General features: G+C 33.7%; 12 protein-coding genes. 4 read left to right on the plus strand and 8 right to left on the minus strand.

All coding sequences use genetic code 11. The annotated features are described in order from the left end of the window. Positions 1 to 26 precede the first annotated feature (26 nt). Both DMA14_RS16710 and DMA14_RS16715 read left to right on the plus strand, forming a co-directional pair. Complete coding sequence (locus DMA14_RS16710) at positions 27 to 1,073, plus strand: sialidase family protein (RefSeq protein ID WP_111425723.1); 1,047 nt, start codon at positions 27 to 29, stop codon at positions 1,071 to 1,073. A 152-nt stretch (positions 1,074 to 1,225) separates the two neighbouring features. Continuing rightward, positions 1,226 to 2,176, plus strand: coding sequence for a M20/M25/M40 family metallo-hydrolase (locus tag DMA14_RS16715; protein ID WP_238989989.1), 951 nt, complete (start codon positions 1,226 to 1,228; stop codon positions 2,174 to 2,176). 279 nt (positions 2,177 to 2,455) lie between these two features. Here the strand turns inward: DMA14_RS16715 and DMA14_RS16720 are convergent, their stop codons facing one another. The 6 genes from DMA14_RS16720 to DMA14_RS16745 all read right to left on the minus strand — a co-directional run bounded on the left by DMA14_RS16720 (position 2,456) and on the right by DMA14_RS16745 (position 12,309). Further along, positions 2,456 to 3,787, minus strand: a complete 1,332-nt coding sequence (locus tag DMA14_RS16720; protein ID WP_111425725.1) for a hypothetical protein — start codon at positions 3,785 to 3,787, stop codon at positions 2,456 to 2,458. Between the two features lie 37 nt (positions 3,788 to 3,824). Next, a complete protein-coding gene (locus tag DMA14_RS16725) occupies positions 3,825 to 6,224 on the minus strand; it encodes a TonB-dependent receptor (protein WP_238989990.1) in 2,400 nt (799 codons plus the stop codon). 463 nt (positions 6,225 to 6,687) lie between these two features. Further along, positions 6,688 to 7,680 carry an FAD:protein FMN transferase gene (locus tag DMA14_RS16730; protein WP_111425726.1) on the minus strand — a complete coding sequence of 331 codons (993 nt, stop codon included), beginning with the start codon at positions 7,678 to 7,680 and terminating at the stop codon, positions 6,688 to 6,690. A gap of 226 nt (positions 7,681 to 7,906) precedes the next feature. Further along, complete coding sequence (locus tag DMA14_RS16735) at positions 7,907 to 10,090, minus strand: PepSY domain-containing protein (protein WP_111425727.1); 2,184 nt, start codon at positions 10,088 to 10,090, stop codon at positions 7,907 to 7,909. 130 nt (positions 10,091 to 10,220) lie between these two features. Continuing rightward, positions 10,221 to 10,703 carry a DUF2271 domain-containing protein gene (locus tag DMA14_RS16740; protein WP_111425728.1) on the minus strand — a complete coding sequence of 161 codons (483 nt, stop codon included), beginning with the start codon at positions 10,701 to 10,703 and terminating at the stop codon, positions 10,221 to 10,223. A 115-nt stretch (positions 10,704 to 10,818) separates the two neighbouring features. Then, a complete protein-coding gene (locus DMA14_RS16745) occupies positions 10,819 to 12,309 on the minus strand; it encodes an ankyrin repeat domain-containing protein (protein ID WP_111425729.1) in 1,491 nt (496 codons plus the stop codon). A gap of 832 nt (positions 12,310 to 13,141) precedes the next feature. Here DMA14_RS16745 and DMA14_RS16750 point away from each other — a divergent pair. Next, entirely contained in the window at positions 13,142 to 14,116 is a 975-nt protein-coding gene (locus DMA14_RS16750; protein WP_111425730.1) for a ribonucleotide-diphosphate reductase subunit beta, read from the plus strand. A gap of 19 nt (positions 14,117 to 14,135) precedes the next feature. After that, the gene (locus tag DMA14_RS16755) at positions 14,136 to 15,833 is read left to right on the plus strand and encodes a ribonucleoside-diphosphate reductase subunit alpha (protein WP_111425731.1); all 1,698 of its coding nucleotides are present in this window, start codon (positions 14,136 to 14,138) and stop codon (positions 15,831 to 15,833) included. Between the two features lie 108 nt (positions 15,834 to 15,941). Here the strand turns inward: DMA14_RS16755 and DMA14_RS16760 are convergent, their stop codons facing one another. Then, on the minus strand, positions 15,942 to 16,514 hold the full coding sequence (locus tag DMA14_RS16760; RefSeq protein ID WP_203418315.1) for a Crp/Fnr family transcriptional regulator: 573 nt from the start codon (positions 16,512 to 16,514) through the stop codon (positions 15,942 to 15,944). Further along, complete coding sequence (gene ribB, locus DMA14_RS16765) at positions 16,515 to 17,177, minus strand: 3,4-dihydroxy-2-butanone-4-phosphate synthase (protein WP_111425732.1); 663 nt, start codon at positions 17,175 to 17,177, stop codon at positions 16,515 to 16,517. Positions 17,178 to 17,288: the final 111 nt, after the last annotated feature.

A 17,288-nucleotide genomic window follows, 5' to 3' on the forward strand; every position in this document is an offset into this window, starting at 1 on the left:
TATGTGTTTAATAATTTAAAAATAAAATGATTTTAAAGACAAAATATACTGTTGCAGCGCTATTGGCTTTATTTCTTTTTTCGAATGAAATAAAAGCACAGATAAAAGCGGTAAATATCGAAAGCAGTTATATTGCCGATCCGCCTGTTACTACAAACAGTCACGCCTCAACGTTGGTTGAATATAAGCCAAACGAAATTTTAGCAGCTTGGTTTGGCGGAAAATATGAAGGTGCAAAAGATGTCGGAATTTATATTTCGGCTTACAAAGACAAAAAATGGTCTGCACCAAAAGAATTGATTCAGCCATTGATTAAAAACGGAGATACACTTCCTTGTTGGAATCCGGTTTTGTTTAAAAGCAAAAGCCAGAATTTGTATTTGTTTTATAAAATTGGAAAAAATCCGAGAGAATGGTTTGGCGCGATGATAGTTTCAAAAGATAACGGAACAACATGGGGAGAACCAAAGTATCTTCCAGATGGAATTTTAGGTCCAATTCGAAATAAACCAATCGAAACTACTCCTGGCGTAATTTTATGCGGAAGCAGTACAGAAAGTGTCAACACAGAAGAATGGCGTGTGCATGTTGAAGAATATACAGAAGCAACAGATTCTTGGAAGAAAATAGCCGTAGAAAACAATCAGAACTTTGATATTATTCAGCCAACATTTTTAATACATAGCGTTACCGATATTCAGATGCTGTCTCGCAGCAAACACAATAAAGTAGTTTCTAGCTGGTCGGGAGATAATGGTAAAAGCTGGATTAGAACCAATACGATAAATGTCATTAATTCCAATTCGGGTATCGATGCTTTAACAGTAAACAAAAATCTGTTTTTATTAGTAAATAACCCGCTGCCAATTGGAAAAGACTGGTTTAACGGACGTAATATTCTAGATGTTGAATATTCTAAAGATGGTTTAAAATGGACGAAATTATTCGATCTTGAAAAACAGGAAAAAGGAGAATTTAGTTATCCAGCCATAATTCAAACTACAGATAAAAGAATACACGTTTTGTATACTTATGATCGAAAATATATTAAACATACTTCTTTTGATTTATAAGATAATAGTACGCTGATAAAACGGATTCACTTCGTGAAAACGCGGATTTTTACGGATTTTTTCATTCCATTTTTTGTAAAATATCTGTGTTTATCCGCGTCTTTGCAAAGCAAATCCGTTTCATCCGCGTTCCATTCTATAGACAACTAATTATGAAAAAACTCTTTATTGCAATTCTTTTCTTTTGCTACACTTTCGTGAATGCACAAATGGCTAAAACCTTTTATAAACATGATAAATATCTTTCATCAGATAAATTGGAAGGTCGTTTTGTGGGAACTAGAGGAAATAACGATGCGGCTGCGTATATCAAAAAATATTTTAAGAAATATGGTTTACAGCAATTCAGTGATAGTTATTATCAGCCTTTCAAAGTATTTGTCAAAGAAGGAATCAATAAAATGAAATCGGATAGTGTGGTAACGCAAAATGTTGTAGGCTACATCGAAGGTTCAGATCCTAATTTGAAAAATGAATACATCGTAATCGGTGCGCATTACGATCACTGGGGCTGGGGCGGACAAGGTTCTGGAAGTAAAAAGAAAGAAGCTTTTGCCATTCATAACGGAGCAGATGATAACGCTTCTGGAGTGTCGGCTTTGCTTTGCATTTTAGAAGAAATTTCAAAACAAAAAGTAAAACCAAAACGAAGCATCATTTTTATTTCCTTTAGCGGAGAAGAAGAAGGATTGCTTGGCTCCAAATATTTTGTAAATCATCTTCCCGTTCCTAAAGAATCTGTAAAAGTAATGCTCAATATGGATATGGTCGGAAGATTGAACGATAAAAAAGAACTTTATATGGGAGGTGCGGGAACTTTTCCAAACGGAGTAGAATTAATGAAAAAACTGCAAGAAAACTCAGGATTAAATCCTGTTATTCACGCAGGAGATGTAGGCGGTTCAGATCATGTTTCTTTCTACAAAGAATCTATTTCGGCGGTTGGTTTTCATACAGGCGGACATCCGCAATACCACACGCCAGATGATGATATTGCTCTGATTAATTCAGATGGAGGAGCTTTAGTTTCAAAATATATTTTTAATGCACTTGTAGAAATAGCCAATTATGAAGAAGCTTTGGTTTTTATTAAACAGAATTAAAACAAAGCGGTATTCAATACAAATAAATTAATTCGACTAGTGAAATTAATGCCTGTTCAATTTCACAAAATGAGTTAAGTTAATTAGTTTTTGTTTTTTGAAAAGACGGTATCTATTAAGTGGTATAGACGCCGTCTTTTATTTAAAGTCTAATTGATTATTTCAAAATTTTAATCATAAAAAAAACATTCCGCTTACTATAAATAGAAGCGGAATGTTCGATTAAAAAAAAACTCAAGTGATGAATTTTTCACAAACTGTTTTCACAGCTGTATATTTTTAGAATACCCCAATGTAGTGGTTTCCTGGTTTGTTCAATAATTTGGCACCTTTAGTAACTTTTCCAGAAGGAATATCAATTACGTAAATGTTACCATCTTTTCCAATTGGAGTAATAGCAATGTAGAAACTGTTTCCATCAACGACAAAACCTTGATATTGACCGAAATCTAAGTCTGCATCATAATCAATACCTTCAACTTTTTGTGCTGTTCTAGCATTCAAATCAAGTCTTGCTACATAACCTTGATTTGTACCTTCAAAAGTATAAACAGCATAAGCAATTCCGTTTCCTACATATCTCCAAGCATCAATATAGCTTCCTTTTACTCCTAAAGCAGTATCTAAACTAAATACATAATTGTCATCGTATTGATTGTTTTGATTGATTTTTAAGATATAAGAGCCTTTTTGAGTATCTCTTTGTGTTGCTTGGTAAATGTTTCCGTCAGTAGCCACAAAACTGTTAAAACTTCTGTATCCGCTAGTATCACCAAAAGCAACTTTTGAAGTAATTACCACTGGATTTTCTAAAGAAGGATAATCAACCACAACAGATTTAGATCCTAAACGAGTAAAAGTAGTTTCGTTTTTTGATGGATCAGCAGTGTTCGTTTTACGCATCCAAGTTCCGATGATTAATTTATTTCCTGCTTTGTTTAATGTTGGAGCATCTAAACGGAAAATATGGTGTCCTTGTGCTTCTTCTTCAGCAGTCAACGGAATATCATATTGTTTGTAAGCAGAAATTAAAGTCTGTTTCATATCTAGAGACAAAACAGTCGCTTTTCCTCTTGTGTTTTTATATGATTTGTCTTCGTTTACATTAACAATTGGAGTAGCAATGTTTACTGCAACACCTGTTTTATCTCCATCAAAAAGTTTTACCCATCTTGGAGAAGTTCCCGCATATTGAGAAATATTTACTTTAGCATCAGATTGTGCAAAATTGTTTCCTCCGTTTACTTTGTATGTCATGAATTCTCCACCATTTGCACCAGTGTACGTGATGTTGAAAAGCGTAGTTCCGTCAACAGAAGATTGTAAACGTGCCGTTCTGCTAGATTGAACCGGTACACCTTGATCGTAAACATTTACAGAAAAATTAGGATCAATAGCATTCGCTTTACTAATAGCGTATACTTTTGTACCGCCGTTTCCGTCTCCTGGATCTGTCTGCATTACTGCTCCAGCTACTGTAATCCAGCGTCCGTCTGTTTCTGGGTTTACAGGTTCAGTATTTTTGTTATCGTCGCTGCTGCAAGCTGTAGTCAATGCTAATGCACCAATTAGCAAGCTAGAGGTAAATAATTTAAATGTGTTTTTTTTCATTTTTATTGCATTTAAAAATTAGTTATGTATTGAATGATTAAAATTTATTTAAGGTATAGTTGAGTTTTAAATAAAAGGCTCTCCCTGGTTTTTGAGCCGCAAAATTGTCATAAACCTGTTCATCAAAAACATTTCTGGCATCAAAACTTACTGTGATCTGTTTGTTTGGAAAAACATAGCTCAAACCTAAATCCTGCGGAAACTGTGCTGTAGTTCTGTCGGTTTCTAACCATGAAGTATAAAATGGCGCAACATAACCGCAGTAGTAATACAAATTAAGCTCTGATTTGCTCTGAATTACGTTTCTAAAATTGTATTGAAGATTTCCGTTTAAATTAAAGAAAGGCTCATTTGGAAGCTGTTTGTTATAGTTCGGAAGAATGTTTCCGTTTTTATCATATTTATCTTTAAAAAGCGAATTGAATTTTGAAAGATTCATACCCGCAAAAAAACGATTGTTGAAAGAGTATTGAAAAGAAGCTTCAAAACCTACAGATTGCGCTTTTCCTAAGTTTACGAAAGGTGAAGCTTGTATCGCTTCGTTTACACGATCGCTAATCTGACGGACAATTTTGTCTTCGGTATTTCTCCAGAAAGCGTTTCCTGAAACAGTAAATTTGTGATGGTTAATTTCGTATGGACCAAAACGAAGACCTGCATTAAAATTATTGCTCTGTTCAGGTTTTAGACCAGAATTGCTGATGATGTTTTCTCCGGGATTTCCAAATATTTCATTTTCAGAAGGAAGTCTGATTGCCTTCTCAGCAGAAGCCATAACCATAACTTTTGGCAGAATAGAGTAGGAAGTGGCCATTCCGTAACCTGTATAATTGGTTTTTTTAGAGGTAATGACTTCTTTTGCTACATTTTGCCCATTTTGAGTTACAACTTGCGGATCTCTCTGTTCATTTTTCAGATTGTAATTTTTTACGAAAAGATTCGCTCTAAATCGAGATTGAAATGCCGTCATTTCGTAAGCAAATGAAGAAATGGTTTTAGCTAAATCTCTAGTAATTATAAAGTTTCTAGTAATTTCTGGTTGCATTTCATCATAATCATTTCGATCAAGAATGTAAGTCATAACATTCACCAAAACCTTGTGATTTTCAGTAATCGCATAACTTAAACCTGCACGAGTATTAAAAATATCCGATCTCATATGATTGATGGTTGGCGCGCCCTGTTGTGCTCCAGTATTGGTTAAAATAGGCTGGCCATAGAGACCCAACGCTTTTTCGCCATTCCAGTTGTAGTTCCATTTTACGGTATCATTGATCACATCGTTTCTGTGGCTGTAAACTGAAATGAGAGAAAAATCTAGGTTTTTAATTAGGAAGTCTTTTTTATTATAATTCAAGCTAAAAACATTGGCTGCCGATTCGCTAAAACGTCCTTTATAAGGTTTAGTCATGTATTGTCCGTGCTGAATCTGGTTAAAATCTTGTGAGCCGTTGTAACTGATAAGTAAATTATCTGCCCAATCGACATTGGTAAAACCAGCTTCTAATCTTCCGCCAAAAGAACGGTACATGCTCTCAAATCTCTTCGCACGAATGTATTCGTAACGTCCGTTTGGAGCGATATTATAAACCCATTTTCCCCAAACTTCATAATCATTATCCGAGTAATTCTGAAATGCATTTGCTTTTACAGTAAATCCGTTTTTGTCTCTGTAAGAAGCATTCACATTCGATTGCACGGTATTGAATGAACCGTAAGAAACAGAAGCATTTAGACTATTTTTTGCTCCTTTCTTTAAAACCACATTGATTGCACCTCCAAGTGAATCATCGGCTAAATAAGCTGGAACAACTCCTTTAAAAACCTCAATTCGTTCTATTAAAGCGGGCGGAATACTATTTAAGCTGAAAGACGCGCCATAAGTCTGAATCGGAACTCCGTCAATGAAAATTCGAATCGCATTTCCAGACATTCCGTTAATATTGTACGTTACAGCAGAACCTAATCCACCATTTTGTCTGATTCTTACGCCGCCAGAACGATCTAATAAATCGTTGGTTTGCAGATTTCTTTTTGCAGCTTCTTGCGTTTCGATGACATTTACTGCAAATCCTTTTTCTATAATGTCTTTTTTGAATGTTTTCTTCTCAATTTTAACCTCTTTAAGCGCTTTCGGATCTGTTATTTTTTCTAACGCGATATTGATTTGATGTAATGGACGATAAACAGAAATGTTTACCGTTTTTGGTTTAGCTTCCATTGAAGAAATTTCCAAGTCATAACTTCCGTATGCCAAACCTTTTATTTCAAATTGACCATCATTGTCAACGACAACAAACTTTTTAGTTCCCGTTATTTGAACCGATGCTCCAAAAGCAGTTTCATTATTGGCAAAATAGACTTTTCCTGTAATTTTTCCGGTTTGAGACCACCCAGAAAAAGTCATCATAAAAAAGAGAGCGTAAAGAATTCTCATGTAAGTTTACTATTTATAGGACTGCAAACTTATATGATAATTTAAATTTAATCTAAATAAATAAATTAGAAGATTATTAGAATTTGGAGTAGCATTCTAATGTTATTTTAATGTTGTTTTTTTGAGTTATGAATTATGAGTTATGAGTTGGCAATTGATAATTGATAATTCGGTTGTCTTCTTGAGCAATTCCGAAGTTTCGGGAGAAGGATTTCCGTAAAGTGTTTTTTATTACTAATGCAAATGAAATAATCTCGCTAAGACGCTAAGACGCAAAGTTTAATTTATGAGTTGCCTCTTGCTTTAGCTGGAGGTTATTTTGAAAGGAAATGAAAAAGGCTTTAGCCAAACTTATTTTGGCTAAAGCCTTCATATGTAGATACATTTATACCTCCAGCTAAAGCTGGAGTCAACTCATAATTCATAACTCATAATTCATAACTCATAATTCATAACCCATAACTCATAATTTATATTGAAAGTTCTTAGACTTAATAATTTTCCCTTTATCCGTAATCATCACACAACTATAATCTGGGAATTTTTGAAGTAAAAGCAAACCTTCTTTCTGACCTAAAACCATCATAGAAGTACTTAATCCGTTAGCGGTTTCAGCGTTTGGACCAAAGACTGTTACACTGCACAAACCCGTGGCAGGATAACCCGTTGCAGGATTTATAATATGTGAATAACGTTTTCCATTAAAAACTACAAATTTTTCGTAACTGCCCGAAGTTGTTACAGCACCGTCTATTAAAGGAACAGCTGCCAAAATCTTTTCTGGTTTAAACGGATTTGTGATTCCGATTTTCCAATCTTTTCCATTAGGTTGTTTTCCCCAAGTGCTCATATCTCCAGAACCATTTATAATTCCAGCCTGAACGCCTTTTGCAATCATCATCGCACGGCATTTGTCGGTTGCATAACCTTCACCTAAAGCGCCGAATCCAATTTTCATTCCTTTTAATTTTAAGAAAATAGTCGATTCTGTGCTGTCTAGAATAATGTTTTTATAGCCGACTTTTTCTACCGATTTTTTTATGGCTTCCGCCGAAGGCATTTCCGTCATTGAGCCGTCAAATTTCCAGATTCTGTCCATTGCCGCAAAGCTAATATCAAAACCGCCATTTGTAATTTCAGAAAGTTTGATGGCTCTTTTAGTCAATTCAAAAACTTCGCGATCGACTTTTACAGGTTTTATTCCAGCATTCTGATTGATTTCAGAAACTTGAGAAGTGGGTTTCCAATCGGATATTAAATATTCAATTCGTGTAATCTCGGCAATAACTTCATCTATATTTTTTTCTGCCGAAAGAGAATCTTTGTCTACGATAGAAATGTCAAAACGTCCGCCCATTAAAAGCGTTGTTCTTTTTCGTAATACTTGCGAATGAGCAGATACACAGCAAATAATTACAAAAAAAAATGAAATTTTATATGATAATAATTTATGCATGAAAATCTTTTTATAGCGTTTTAAAAAGGCTCCAGAGGAGCGTAATATTTATAGAAATAGATTTGACACCTATGAATAAAGCTCCAGAGGAGCTATATCTCTAGATTATGTATGTCGCCCCTCTGGGGCTTTAGCTGTATACGGATAAAATTAAATCTATAAATATGCCATCCCTCTGGGATTTTTACATTATCTAAATCAATAATTAATAATTAACCATTAACCATTAATAGCAATCTGTCAAAAATTGTTTATTGGCTTTGTATTCAGAGAGCGTTTTTAATCCTTTTGCCAAACACATTTCACTCAAAATAGCTTCAACATCTTTCTGCATGGCAAGTGAACCACAAATCATAATAACACCGCCTTTGTTTAATAAATTCACAAAGAAAATAGAATCTCTTTTAATCAAATCCATTACATAAATATGTTCTGCTTCGCGTGATAGCGCCACATGAAAATTATCCAGATGTTCTTTTTGAATCATTATGCCAGCGAACTTCTTATACGCCATTAATGTTGGCGTTTCCATTCTGAATCCGCTGTACAAATGAAGTTCTTGTTTTGCTTTATTCTGTTCGATCATTCCTAAGAAAGGAGCAATTCCTGTTCCGTTAGAAATAAAAGCCACTTTTGGAGCTTTTTTCGGAAGATGAAACGCAGGATTTTTTACAATTTGCGCTTTTATGACATTTCCTGGTTCTAACGAGTTTAAGAAACCAGAACCTAATCCGTTTGGATGCAATTTTACAACCAATTGAATATTTCCAGAGTGATTTCCGATAGAGTAGAGGCGCTCTCTAGAATCGTTGGCAGGATAAATTGCCAATAAATCGCCAGAACTGAATTTAGCTCTCGCACTTGCTCTTAAAGTCAGAATAAAAGTATGTTCGGTATCAGAAATTGGTGTTTTGTCTAAAACCATTAATTTCTGTAAACCTTTTGGAATATGATTATATAGCGATGGAGTTGTTGCTAGCGGAATTCCTGTTTTTCCGCTCCATAATTTCACCCATTCTACAAATTCAACAGCCGATTTATCATTTACAGTTTTCAAATCTAAATAACGATCTGCCCACTTTTGTTTTCCTAAAAGCTGATCTATTTCAATTGCAAATTGGCAAAAATCAGGATAAGATTTAGAACCAAAACCAACCACAGAGAAATTAATGTTCTGATCTTGATTTTGTTTTTCTATTAATGATTTAAATTGTGTTCCGTTAGAAGGCGCATCACCCAAACCATGAGTTGAAGTGAAAACAACAATATGTTCAGCCTTTGGATAAGCTGTAAATTTATTCAATTCGCTTACAAAAACTTTTTGTCCATTCTCAATTAATTGCTTCTGAATCGCATTGGCAAATCGGAAAGTGCTTCCATTTTCTGAACCTACTAAAAGTACAAAAGTGCTTTCGCTTGCTTTAAATTTATTTTTAATTCGGCTAGATCTTCTTTTCAAAGTAATTGCAAAACCAGAATAAATAAAGAATAGAATATTGATACACGCAATTGCTAAGATTACAGCCCAAATTCCGTTAATTCTTCCCGTATGAAGATCAAGACTTAATGCGGCAAACTGAGTGGTCATTGGAGAATGTTTTTCAGAAATTATTGCACCTGTGACCTGATTGACTTCGACTTCTCGGTCTTTCAATTCAATGATATAATATTCTTCTGGATCATCTGTAAACGGAAATTCTATTTTTTTGACATCAGATAATAAAGTCGTTTTAAAGATTGAAACTGTTTTCGCTTTTTCTGAAAGTGTTGTTTTTACAGGTTTTGCTTTTTCTTCACCCATAAAAAAGTTGAATCTTTCGAGCGATAAATAGGTTCCAGTAAGTGCAATAATTAGAATAGGAATAAGAGCCAATCTTCCTAAAAGAACATGGTAGTATTGAGCGAAATATTCTTTGATTATTTTAGAAAAGAAATTTCGGATGCCACGCTGTCTTTTTAGAACCAACACAAAACCTGAAATAGAGATTAATAACAAACAAAAAGAAATGACACCGACAAAAAAACGCCCCGTTTCATGAAGAAATAGCGAGCGGTGTAAACTCGTAATCCAATTTATGAATTCGGATTTCTTTGCAGGAGTTCCTAATGCTTTTCCTGTTTTTGGATCAATATATGCCTTAACATCATTTCCATCAGCATCAATTGCCTGAAGTGTTACAAACTGATTGTAATCTACACTCAATTCTGTAATTTCAGAGTACTCTTTTTTTAAAATTGATAGCGTTTCGCCTAAAGTTATTTCATTAAAATTTTCAGCTTTGTAAGGAAGTGTTTTTTCTTGAACTGCATCGACCGCCAGAATAATTCCAGTCACCGAAGCCAAAAGCAAAAAAAGAGAAGAAAATAAGGCTAGAGCCAAGTGTGCATAACGCCAGAAAGAAAGAGTCATTGAGTGTATTCTATTATAAAACGTTTAAAGCTTTGTCAAAGTTTAAAACAATGACAAAGCTCAGATTCAATTTTAAGCACAAAAATAAAATTTGTACTCATTATAAGGTTAAAAAATAATGTGCTTAAGATTATATTTTGTTTAATCTTACATATTTGATGTAGCCTTTACCATCTGTTTTATCTGCCATACCTTCAGTTGTAAGTGGAACTTCAAGATCGCTTACATAGTATTTTTGGTCTTCAACAGCCGATTCAAAACGAAGTTTATATCCTTTATTGATTTTAGAATTTTCAATTTCAATTGTTGTAACACTGCGGTCTCCACCAGTAACAGAAGCACCGGTTTTAGCACTGATATCTTCATTTTTCTTAGTATGGAATTTATTCCATTCTTTTAATGATTTGTACCATTTTTTGTCATCGCCCATTACATAAAGCGTTTTCTCGTATTCGCCAGCCGAATTCACCAAAGAAACTACAATATAAGCACCTTCTCCCATATAGTTATTCATTTGAAGCATGATTTTATATTTGCTCGATTGTGCCTGAGATTGGAAAGAAACTAAAAAGATAAAAGCGCTTGTAAGAGCAATTTTTAATATTGATTTCATGAAATTAAGTTATGAATTATGAATTATAAGTTATGAGTTATGAATTTTGCGTTTTGGATTATGACTTAGATTTTCAACCCATAATTCATAACTCAAAACTCATAATTATTAAAAGTTATTTTAAAAACTCAACTGAGATATTATTTTTTGTTAACACTTCATTTTCTTTAGCCAAAGCATAAGCCGTTTCGTCAAACTCTGTACTGATGTCTTTTTTAGCTCCAGCTGAAACTAGATATTTTAAGATTGAATCGTCTTTAGAAGTCATTGCTGCTCTATGTAAAGCCGTTAAGCCGTCTTTGTTTTTAGCGTTGATGTCTACTTTTAAATCAGTGATTTTTTTAAGAAGAGAAACATCATTTTTAGTAATCGCTAAATGATATAAAGTATTTCCATCTTTTTGAGGAGCTGCAAGATTTAAACCTTTATCCTGAAGTAATTTTGCTTTTGCATCAAAAGGATCTGTTGCTGCTTTCTCTCTTCCTGCCGGACGATAAGATTGTACTAAATAAGCGCCTAAATTGTTTCCGTCTTTATCTTTCACATTAACATCGCCACCTTTTGCTAAAAGTAAATTTACAGCTTCTGGAGTTCCGTTTTTTACAGCAAATGTCAAAGCAGATTCTCCTTTTAGATTTTGTGCATTTACGTTTTTAGCTTTTGGAAGAAAAAGTTCCAAAGCTGCCGCATCTCTTCCCGCAGCTGCAGCCATTAATGGTGTATTTCCTTCTTTATCTGTTTTATTAACATCAACACCTTTTGCTAAGAAATATTGAATAATTTCTGTCTGATTTGGTTTTCCTGCCAAGAAATGCAATACATTTTGTCCCGCTTTGTTTTGGGCAGTTGCTTTAATTTTTACTTCTTCAACCAAATATTTGTAAGTTTCAAGAGTATTTGATTCTCTTCGGCTTCCTTGTGCAGCAAATAAAAGTGCACCATCTGTAGGTTTAACTCCTTTTTCTAAAAGTTTTTTCAAAAGAGCGATATTTCCAGATCTTGCTGCATAAGAGAAAGCAGTATTTCCATCATTATCAACATCTTTTAAAGACATTCCTTTAGAAGAAAAATATTCTGCTGCTTTTAAATCTTTATCAGAAGCAATAGCTAAAAGTAAAAGATTTGCACCATTAGCATATTTTTTTGTCGGATTAAGTCCTGCTTTAAAGAAAGCATCATACATCGCAGCATCTGACTGACCGCTTGAAGCAGCAAAATCTGCAGGAGCAGTTCCGTGGCTGTCTTCATAATTTACATCAGAACCTTTAGCGATTAAATATTGTACTAATTCAGTATTTCCTCTATAAGCAGCCCAGTGTAGATAGATACGATTATCGTGCGTTAATTTTGTAACTGAATTTCCAGGCTGTTCTACCAAAAATTTGATAGTTACAAAAGGAGCATCATTATTAATAGCCAAAGTAGTAACATCAAATGCATTGGCATTAGCTTCAGCTGGATTATTTCCTTTAGTGATTTCTGCCTGAACCGTTTCTACAGTTGGAGAAGTTTTCCAGAAAGCGGCATCTAACAGTGAGTTTTTTTGTTGGGCACTTACAAATAAAGTAGCAGCAAATGCAAAAGAAACAAAAAGGTTCTTTTTCATATTTCGATAATTTATGGTTATAGAATTGTACAAGATTAATTTATTTTTTTGGGAATATTTTTAACCTATTTAGAATAAATAAAAATAAAAGCAAATGTAGAAATTTATATTCTTAAACCAAGAATAATTTGCTCTAAAAAGGTATTTCGGGTATAGTTTTTATGAAAATTAAGAATTGCTTAAGTGCATTTTAATTTTGTTTTAATCTGATTGGCTTTTGTGCGACAATGAAAGATTGTCTTTTCTAAAGAAAAAAAAGTCCTCTTTTAAGAAGGAATTATTGCTTCTCACTCTTTTTTGATGTTAAGACTTTAAGAAGCGGATTTCGATTAGATTAATTGGCTTTATTGCATTGTTTTTCTATAGATTTTAAAGATTTTGAATAATGTATATGTTATAAATTACTGTAGTAAAGATTGTTATGTTTTTGTGACGCAAATATTATTTAGAACTATTATTAATAACTCGCTTTTTTTTCAATTGAAATTCCTCTTTAAATTTCTATTTTTAAAATCCGAATGTTGATAACTGTTTTTATTTCTGCCCTCCAAAAGCGCATTTTTTCATGTTGATAACTTGAAATTAATTTTAGGGAAAATGCTAGTTCATTGCGAATTAAAGAACATTGCTTTGATGTTGATAAAATTTGATTTGTACTGAATTTTTCTGGTTTTAAAACTGTTGATAATTGGACAGATTTTTAACATCTAAAACTAGACAAAAGAATAACTGTGGGCTAAATTTGTAATTATAGAAATCACGCTAGTACCACTCCCCAAATAAAGCGCTCGTATTTCTATTTCAAAATAGTCACTTAAAACTCTCTATATATATGTCAATTTTCGATAAAAGAATCAATTATAAACCTTTTGAATACCCTGAGGTTCTGCAATTTACTGAAGCGATTAATAAGGCTTACTGGGTACACACTGAAGTAGATTTTACTGCCGACACGCAAGATTTTCACGCACATTTAAATCTGGCTGAAAAAACAGCAATTAAAAATAGTTTGTTAGCAATTGCGCAGATTGAGGTGGCTGTAAAAAGTTTTTGGGGTAATATATATGAGCATTTTCCAAAACCAGAATTCAATGGTTTGGGAACTACTTTTGCAGAATGTGAATTTAGACATTCAGAAGCCTACTCACGTTTACTGGAAGTTTTAGGTTATAATGATGAATTTGAAAGACTTTTGGACGTTCCTGTAGTTCGTAGACGTGTAGATTATCTTTCGAATGTGCTGAAAGACACCAAATCTCAAGATAACAGAAAGTACATGGTTTCATTGATTCTGTTTAGTATCCTGATCGAAAACGTTTCTTTGTTTAGCCAGTTTGCTATTTTATTGTCGTTCACAAGATTCAAAGGGTATATGAAAAATGTGAGCAATATTATTGCATGGACTTCAATTGACGAGCAAATTCATGCGAATGGTGGAATTTATATCATAAATAAAATCCGTGAAGAATTCCCAGAATATTTCGATGCAGATACTTTAGAATTAATTAGAGAAACTGTAAAGGAATCAATTACGGTTGAAGCCGATATTTTAGACTGGATTTTTGAAGATGGAGCGATAGAAACCATTAATAAAGAAGATTTGGTAAACTTCATGAAATTTAGAATTGACGAAAGCTTGAAACAAATCAATATCGAAACTATTTTTAATGTTTCGCCAGAAGAGTATTCAAAAATGACTTGGTTTGAAGAAGAGGTTTTTGCAAATAGTCTTGACGATTTCTTTGCAAAACGTCCGGTAGAATATACAAAACACGATAAAAGTATCACTGCAAACGATCTTTTCTAATACAAGCCTATAATACATTATGAATACGACAGATATAAACCCTGAAAATAACAATTTTGAACCACAAAACGACAGTAAAATGTGGTGGAAAAACTCTGAAAGTGAACAGATTTTAAATCGCGGTTATCTTTTAAAAGGAGAAACTGTAGAAGGAGCAATCGATAGAATTTGTACGGCTGCAGCAAAAAGGCTCTACAAACCAGAATTGAAAGAATCTTTCATGGAAATGATCGAAAGAGGCTGGATGAGTATCAGTTCGCCAGTTTGGGCCAATATGGGAACAGAAAGAGGTTTACCGATTTCTTGTTTTAATGTGCATGTTCCAGATAAAATTGAAGGAATTACGCATAAATTGGGTGAGGTAATTATGCAAACTAAAATTGGTGGAGGAACTTCTGGTTATTTTGGTGAATTGCGCGAACGCGGAAGCGCAGTGACAGACAATGGAAAAAGTAGTGGTGCAGTTAGTTTTATGAAACTTTTTGATACCGCAATGGATACGATTTCTCAAGGCGGAGTTCGTCGCGGTGCATTTGCAGCTTATTTAGATATTGACCATCCAGATATTGAAGAGTTTTTGAAAATTAAAAGTATCGGAAACCCGATTCAGAATTTGTTTACCGGAATCTGCGTGCCAGATTATTGGATGCAGGAAATGATTGATGGCGATGGCGAGAAAAGACAGATTTGGGCAAAAGTATTAGAAAGCCGTCAGCAAAAAGGGTTACCTTATATTTTCTTTAGTGACAACGTAAATAAAAATAAACCACAAGTTTATAAAGATCAGAATCTAAGAATCAACGCAAGTAATTTATGCAGTGAGATTATGCTTCCGTCTACACATGACGAATCATTTATTTGCTGTCTTTCTTCAATGAATTTAGAATTGTATGAAGAATGGAAAGATACTGAAGCAGTAAAATTAGCGATCTTTTTCTTAGATGCCGTTTTACAAGAATTTATCGAAAAAACAGAAGGCAACTATTACCTTTCTGCAGCTAATAAATTTGCTAAAAGACACCGTGCACTTGGTTTAGGAGTTTTAGGATGGCATTCGTATTTGCAGAAAAACATGATTCCGTTTGAAGGAATGGAAGCTAAAATGAAAACAACAGAGATTTTCAAACATATAAGTGACAAAGCTGATAAAGCAAGTCAAGAGTTGGCTAGAATTTATGGAGAACCAGAATTATTAAAAGGTTACGGAAGACGTAATACAACCACAATGGCAATTGCTCCAACGACATCTTCTTCTGCTATTTTAGGACAGACTTCGCCAGGAATTGAACCTTTTAGCAGTAATTATTATAAAGCTGGATTGAGTAAAGGTAATTTCATGCGTAAAAATAAATATCTTAAAAAATTGCTTGAAGAAAAAGGGCTGGATAATGAAGAAGTTTGGAGAGGAATTATGCTAAACGGCGGTAGTGTGCAGCATATGGAACAATTGACTCAACAGGAAAAAGACGTTTTTAAAACATTTAAAGAAATCAGTCAGTTAGAAATTGTACAGCAAGCAGGAATTCGTCAGAAATTTGTTGATCAAGGGCAAAGTTTAAATCTTAATATTCCAGCAGAATTGGCGATTAAAGATGTAAACCGTTTAATGATAGAAGCTTGGCAGCAAGGCGTTAAAAGTTTGTACTACCAAAGAAGCCAGAGTGTTTCTAAAGAATTAGTAACAAGTCTTGTTTCTTGCAGCAGCTGTGAATCATAAAAATCAAAAGCCGAATCTAAATTAAGATTCGGCTTTTTTATTTTTCGTACAGTTTGTCATGTCGACGAAGGAGACATCTCCGCAAGTAACTCCGCAATCAAACTAAACTTAAACCTTAGACTTCAATCTACTCAAAGTTTCCTGAGAAATATTGATATAAGAAGCCACAATTTTATTCGGTAATCTTTTTACAATAGCAGGGTTTATTTTTAAAAGCTGATTATATCTCTCCAAAGCATCCATAGTCGTAAATGACATTAAACGATTGGCATTATTTACATACGCTTTTTCTAAATAATTGCTGTAAAACTTACGCCATTGCGGAACAATTTCCATTAAATGATTAAAATCTTCATGAGAAATACTCAGCAATTCCGATTTCTCAACAACCTGAATATTTTCAAGCGCTGGCATTTTTGTTATAAAACTGACTAAAGCCGTAGCAAACTGGTTTTCGAATGCAATATATCGTGTGGCGTCTTTTCCTTCTTCATTAATAAAAAAGATGCGCAAACAGCCTTTTGCAACAAAAAAAGTCTCCTGACTGATTTGACCTTGAGCCAGCAAAATTTCATTTTTTCCTTTTTTAATAAGCTTAAAATAGGAGAGAATGATTTCTAAATCTTCATCAGAAACGTCTATGCTTTTTCGAATTGAATTGCCAAGCTGTTTGTATATCATTTAATTGTAATCTCTAACGAATTTGCGGTAATAGATAATATCTTCAATAGATAAAACCACTAAATTGTGTTCTTGTGCAAAGCTAATGATTTTGTCTAGTTTAGCCATGCTTCCGTCTTCGTTCATCAATTCGCAAAGAACAGCTTCGGGTTGCAAACCTGCTAATTTCATTAAATCTACACTTCCTTCAGTATGACCATTTCTTCCTAAAACACCTTTGTCGTTTGCTCTAAGAGGGAAAATATGTCCAGGTTTTGCTAAATTTTGCGGTTTTGCATTTGTTGCAATTGCAGTTTTTATAGTTGTTATTCTGTCTTTTGCAGAAACTCCTGTTGTCACACCATTTTTTGCTTCAATGGTAATGGTGAAAGGAGTCTGAAAACTACTAGTATTTTCTTTTACCATATAGGGAAGTTGCAATTCGTCTGCTTTTTCATTCGTTAGACAAAGGCAGACAATGCCGCTACATTCTCGAATCATTAGTGCCATATCTTGAACGTTTATGTGTTGTGCAGAAAATATAAGATCGCCTTCATTTTCTCGATTTTCATCATCGGTTACCAAGACGCCTTTTCCACTTCTAAGCTGTTCCAAGGCATTTTCAACACGCTCTTTACTTGAAATTCCAAATTGTATTAACGGACTTAATTCTGTACTTATCATAAAACCTTTTTAGAAATAATAAGAAGCAAATCTAAAGCTGATTAGAACCAAAAAGTTTGATATAAGTCAATAAATTGATATTCTATTTTTTTAATGCTAATTTAATTAAGT

Source organism: Flavobacterium sharifuzzamanii, from assembly GCF_003254585.1.
Lineage (GTDB): Bacteria > Bacteroidota > Bacteroidia > Flavobacteriales > Flavobacteriaceae > Flavobacterium > Flavobacterium sharifuzzamanii.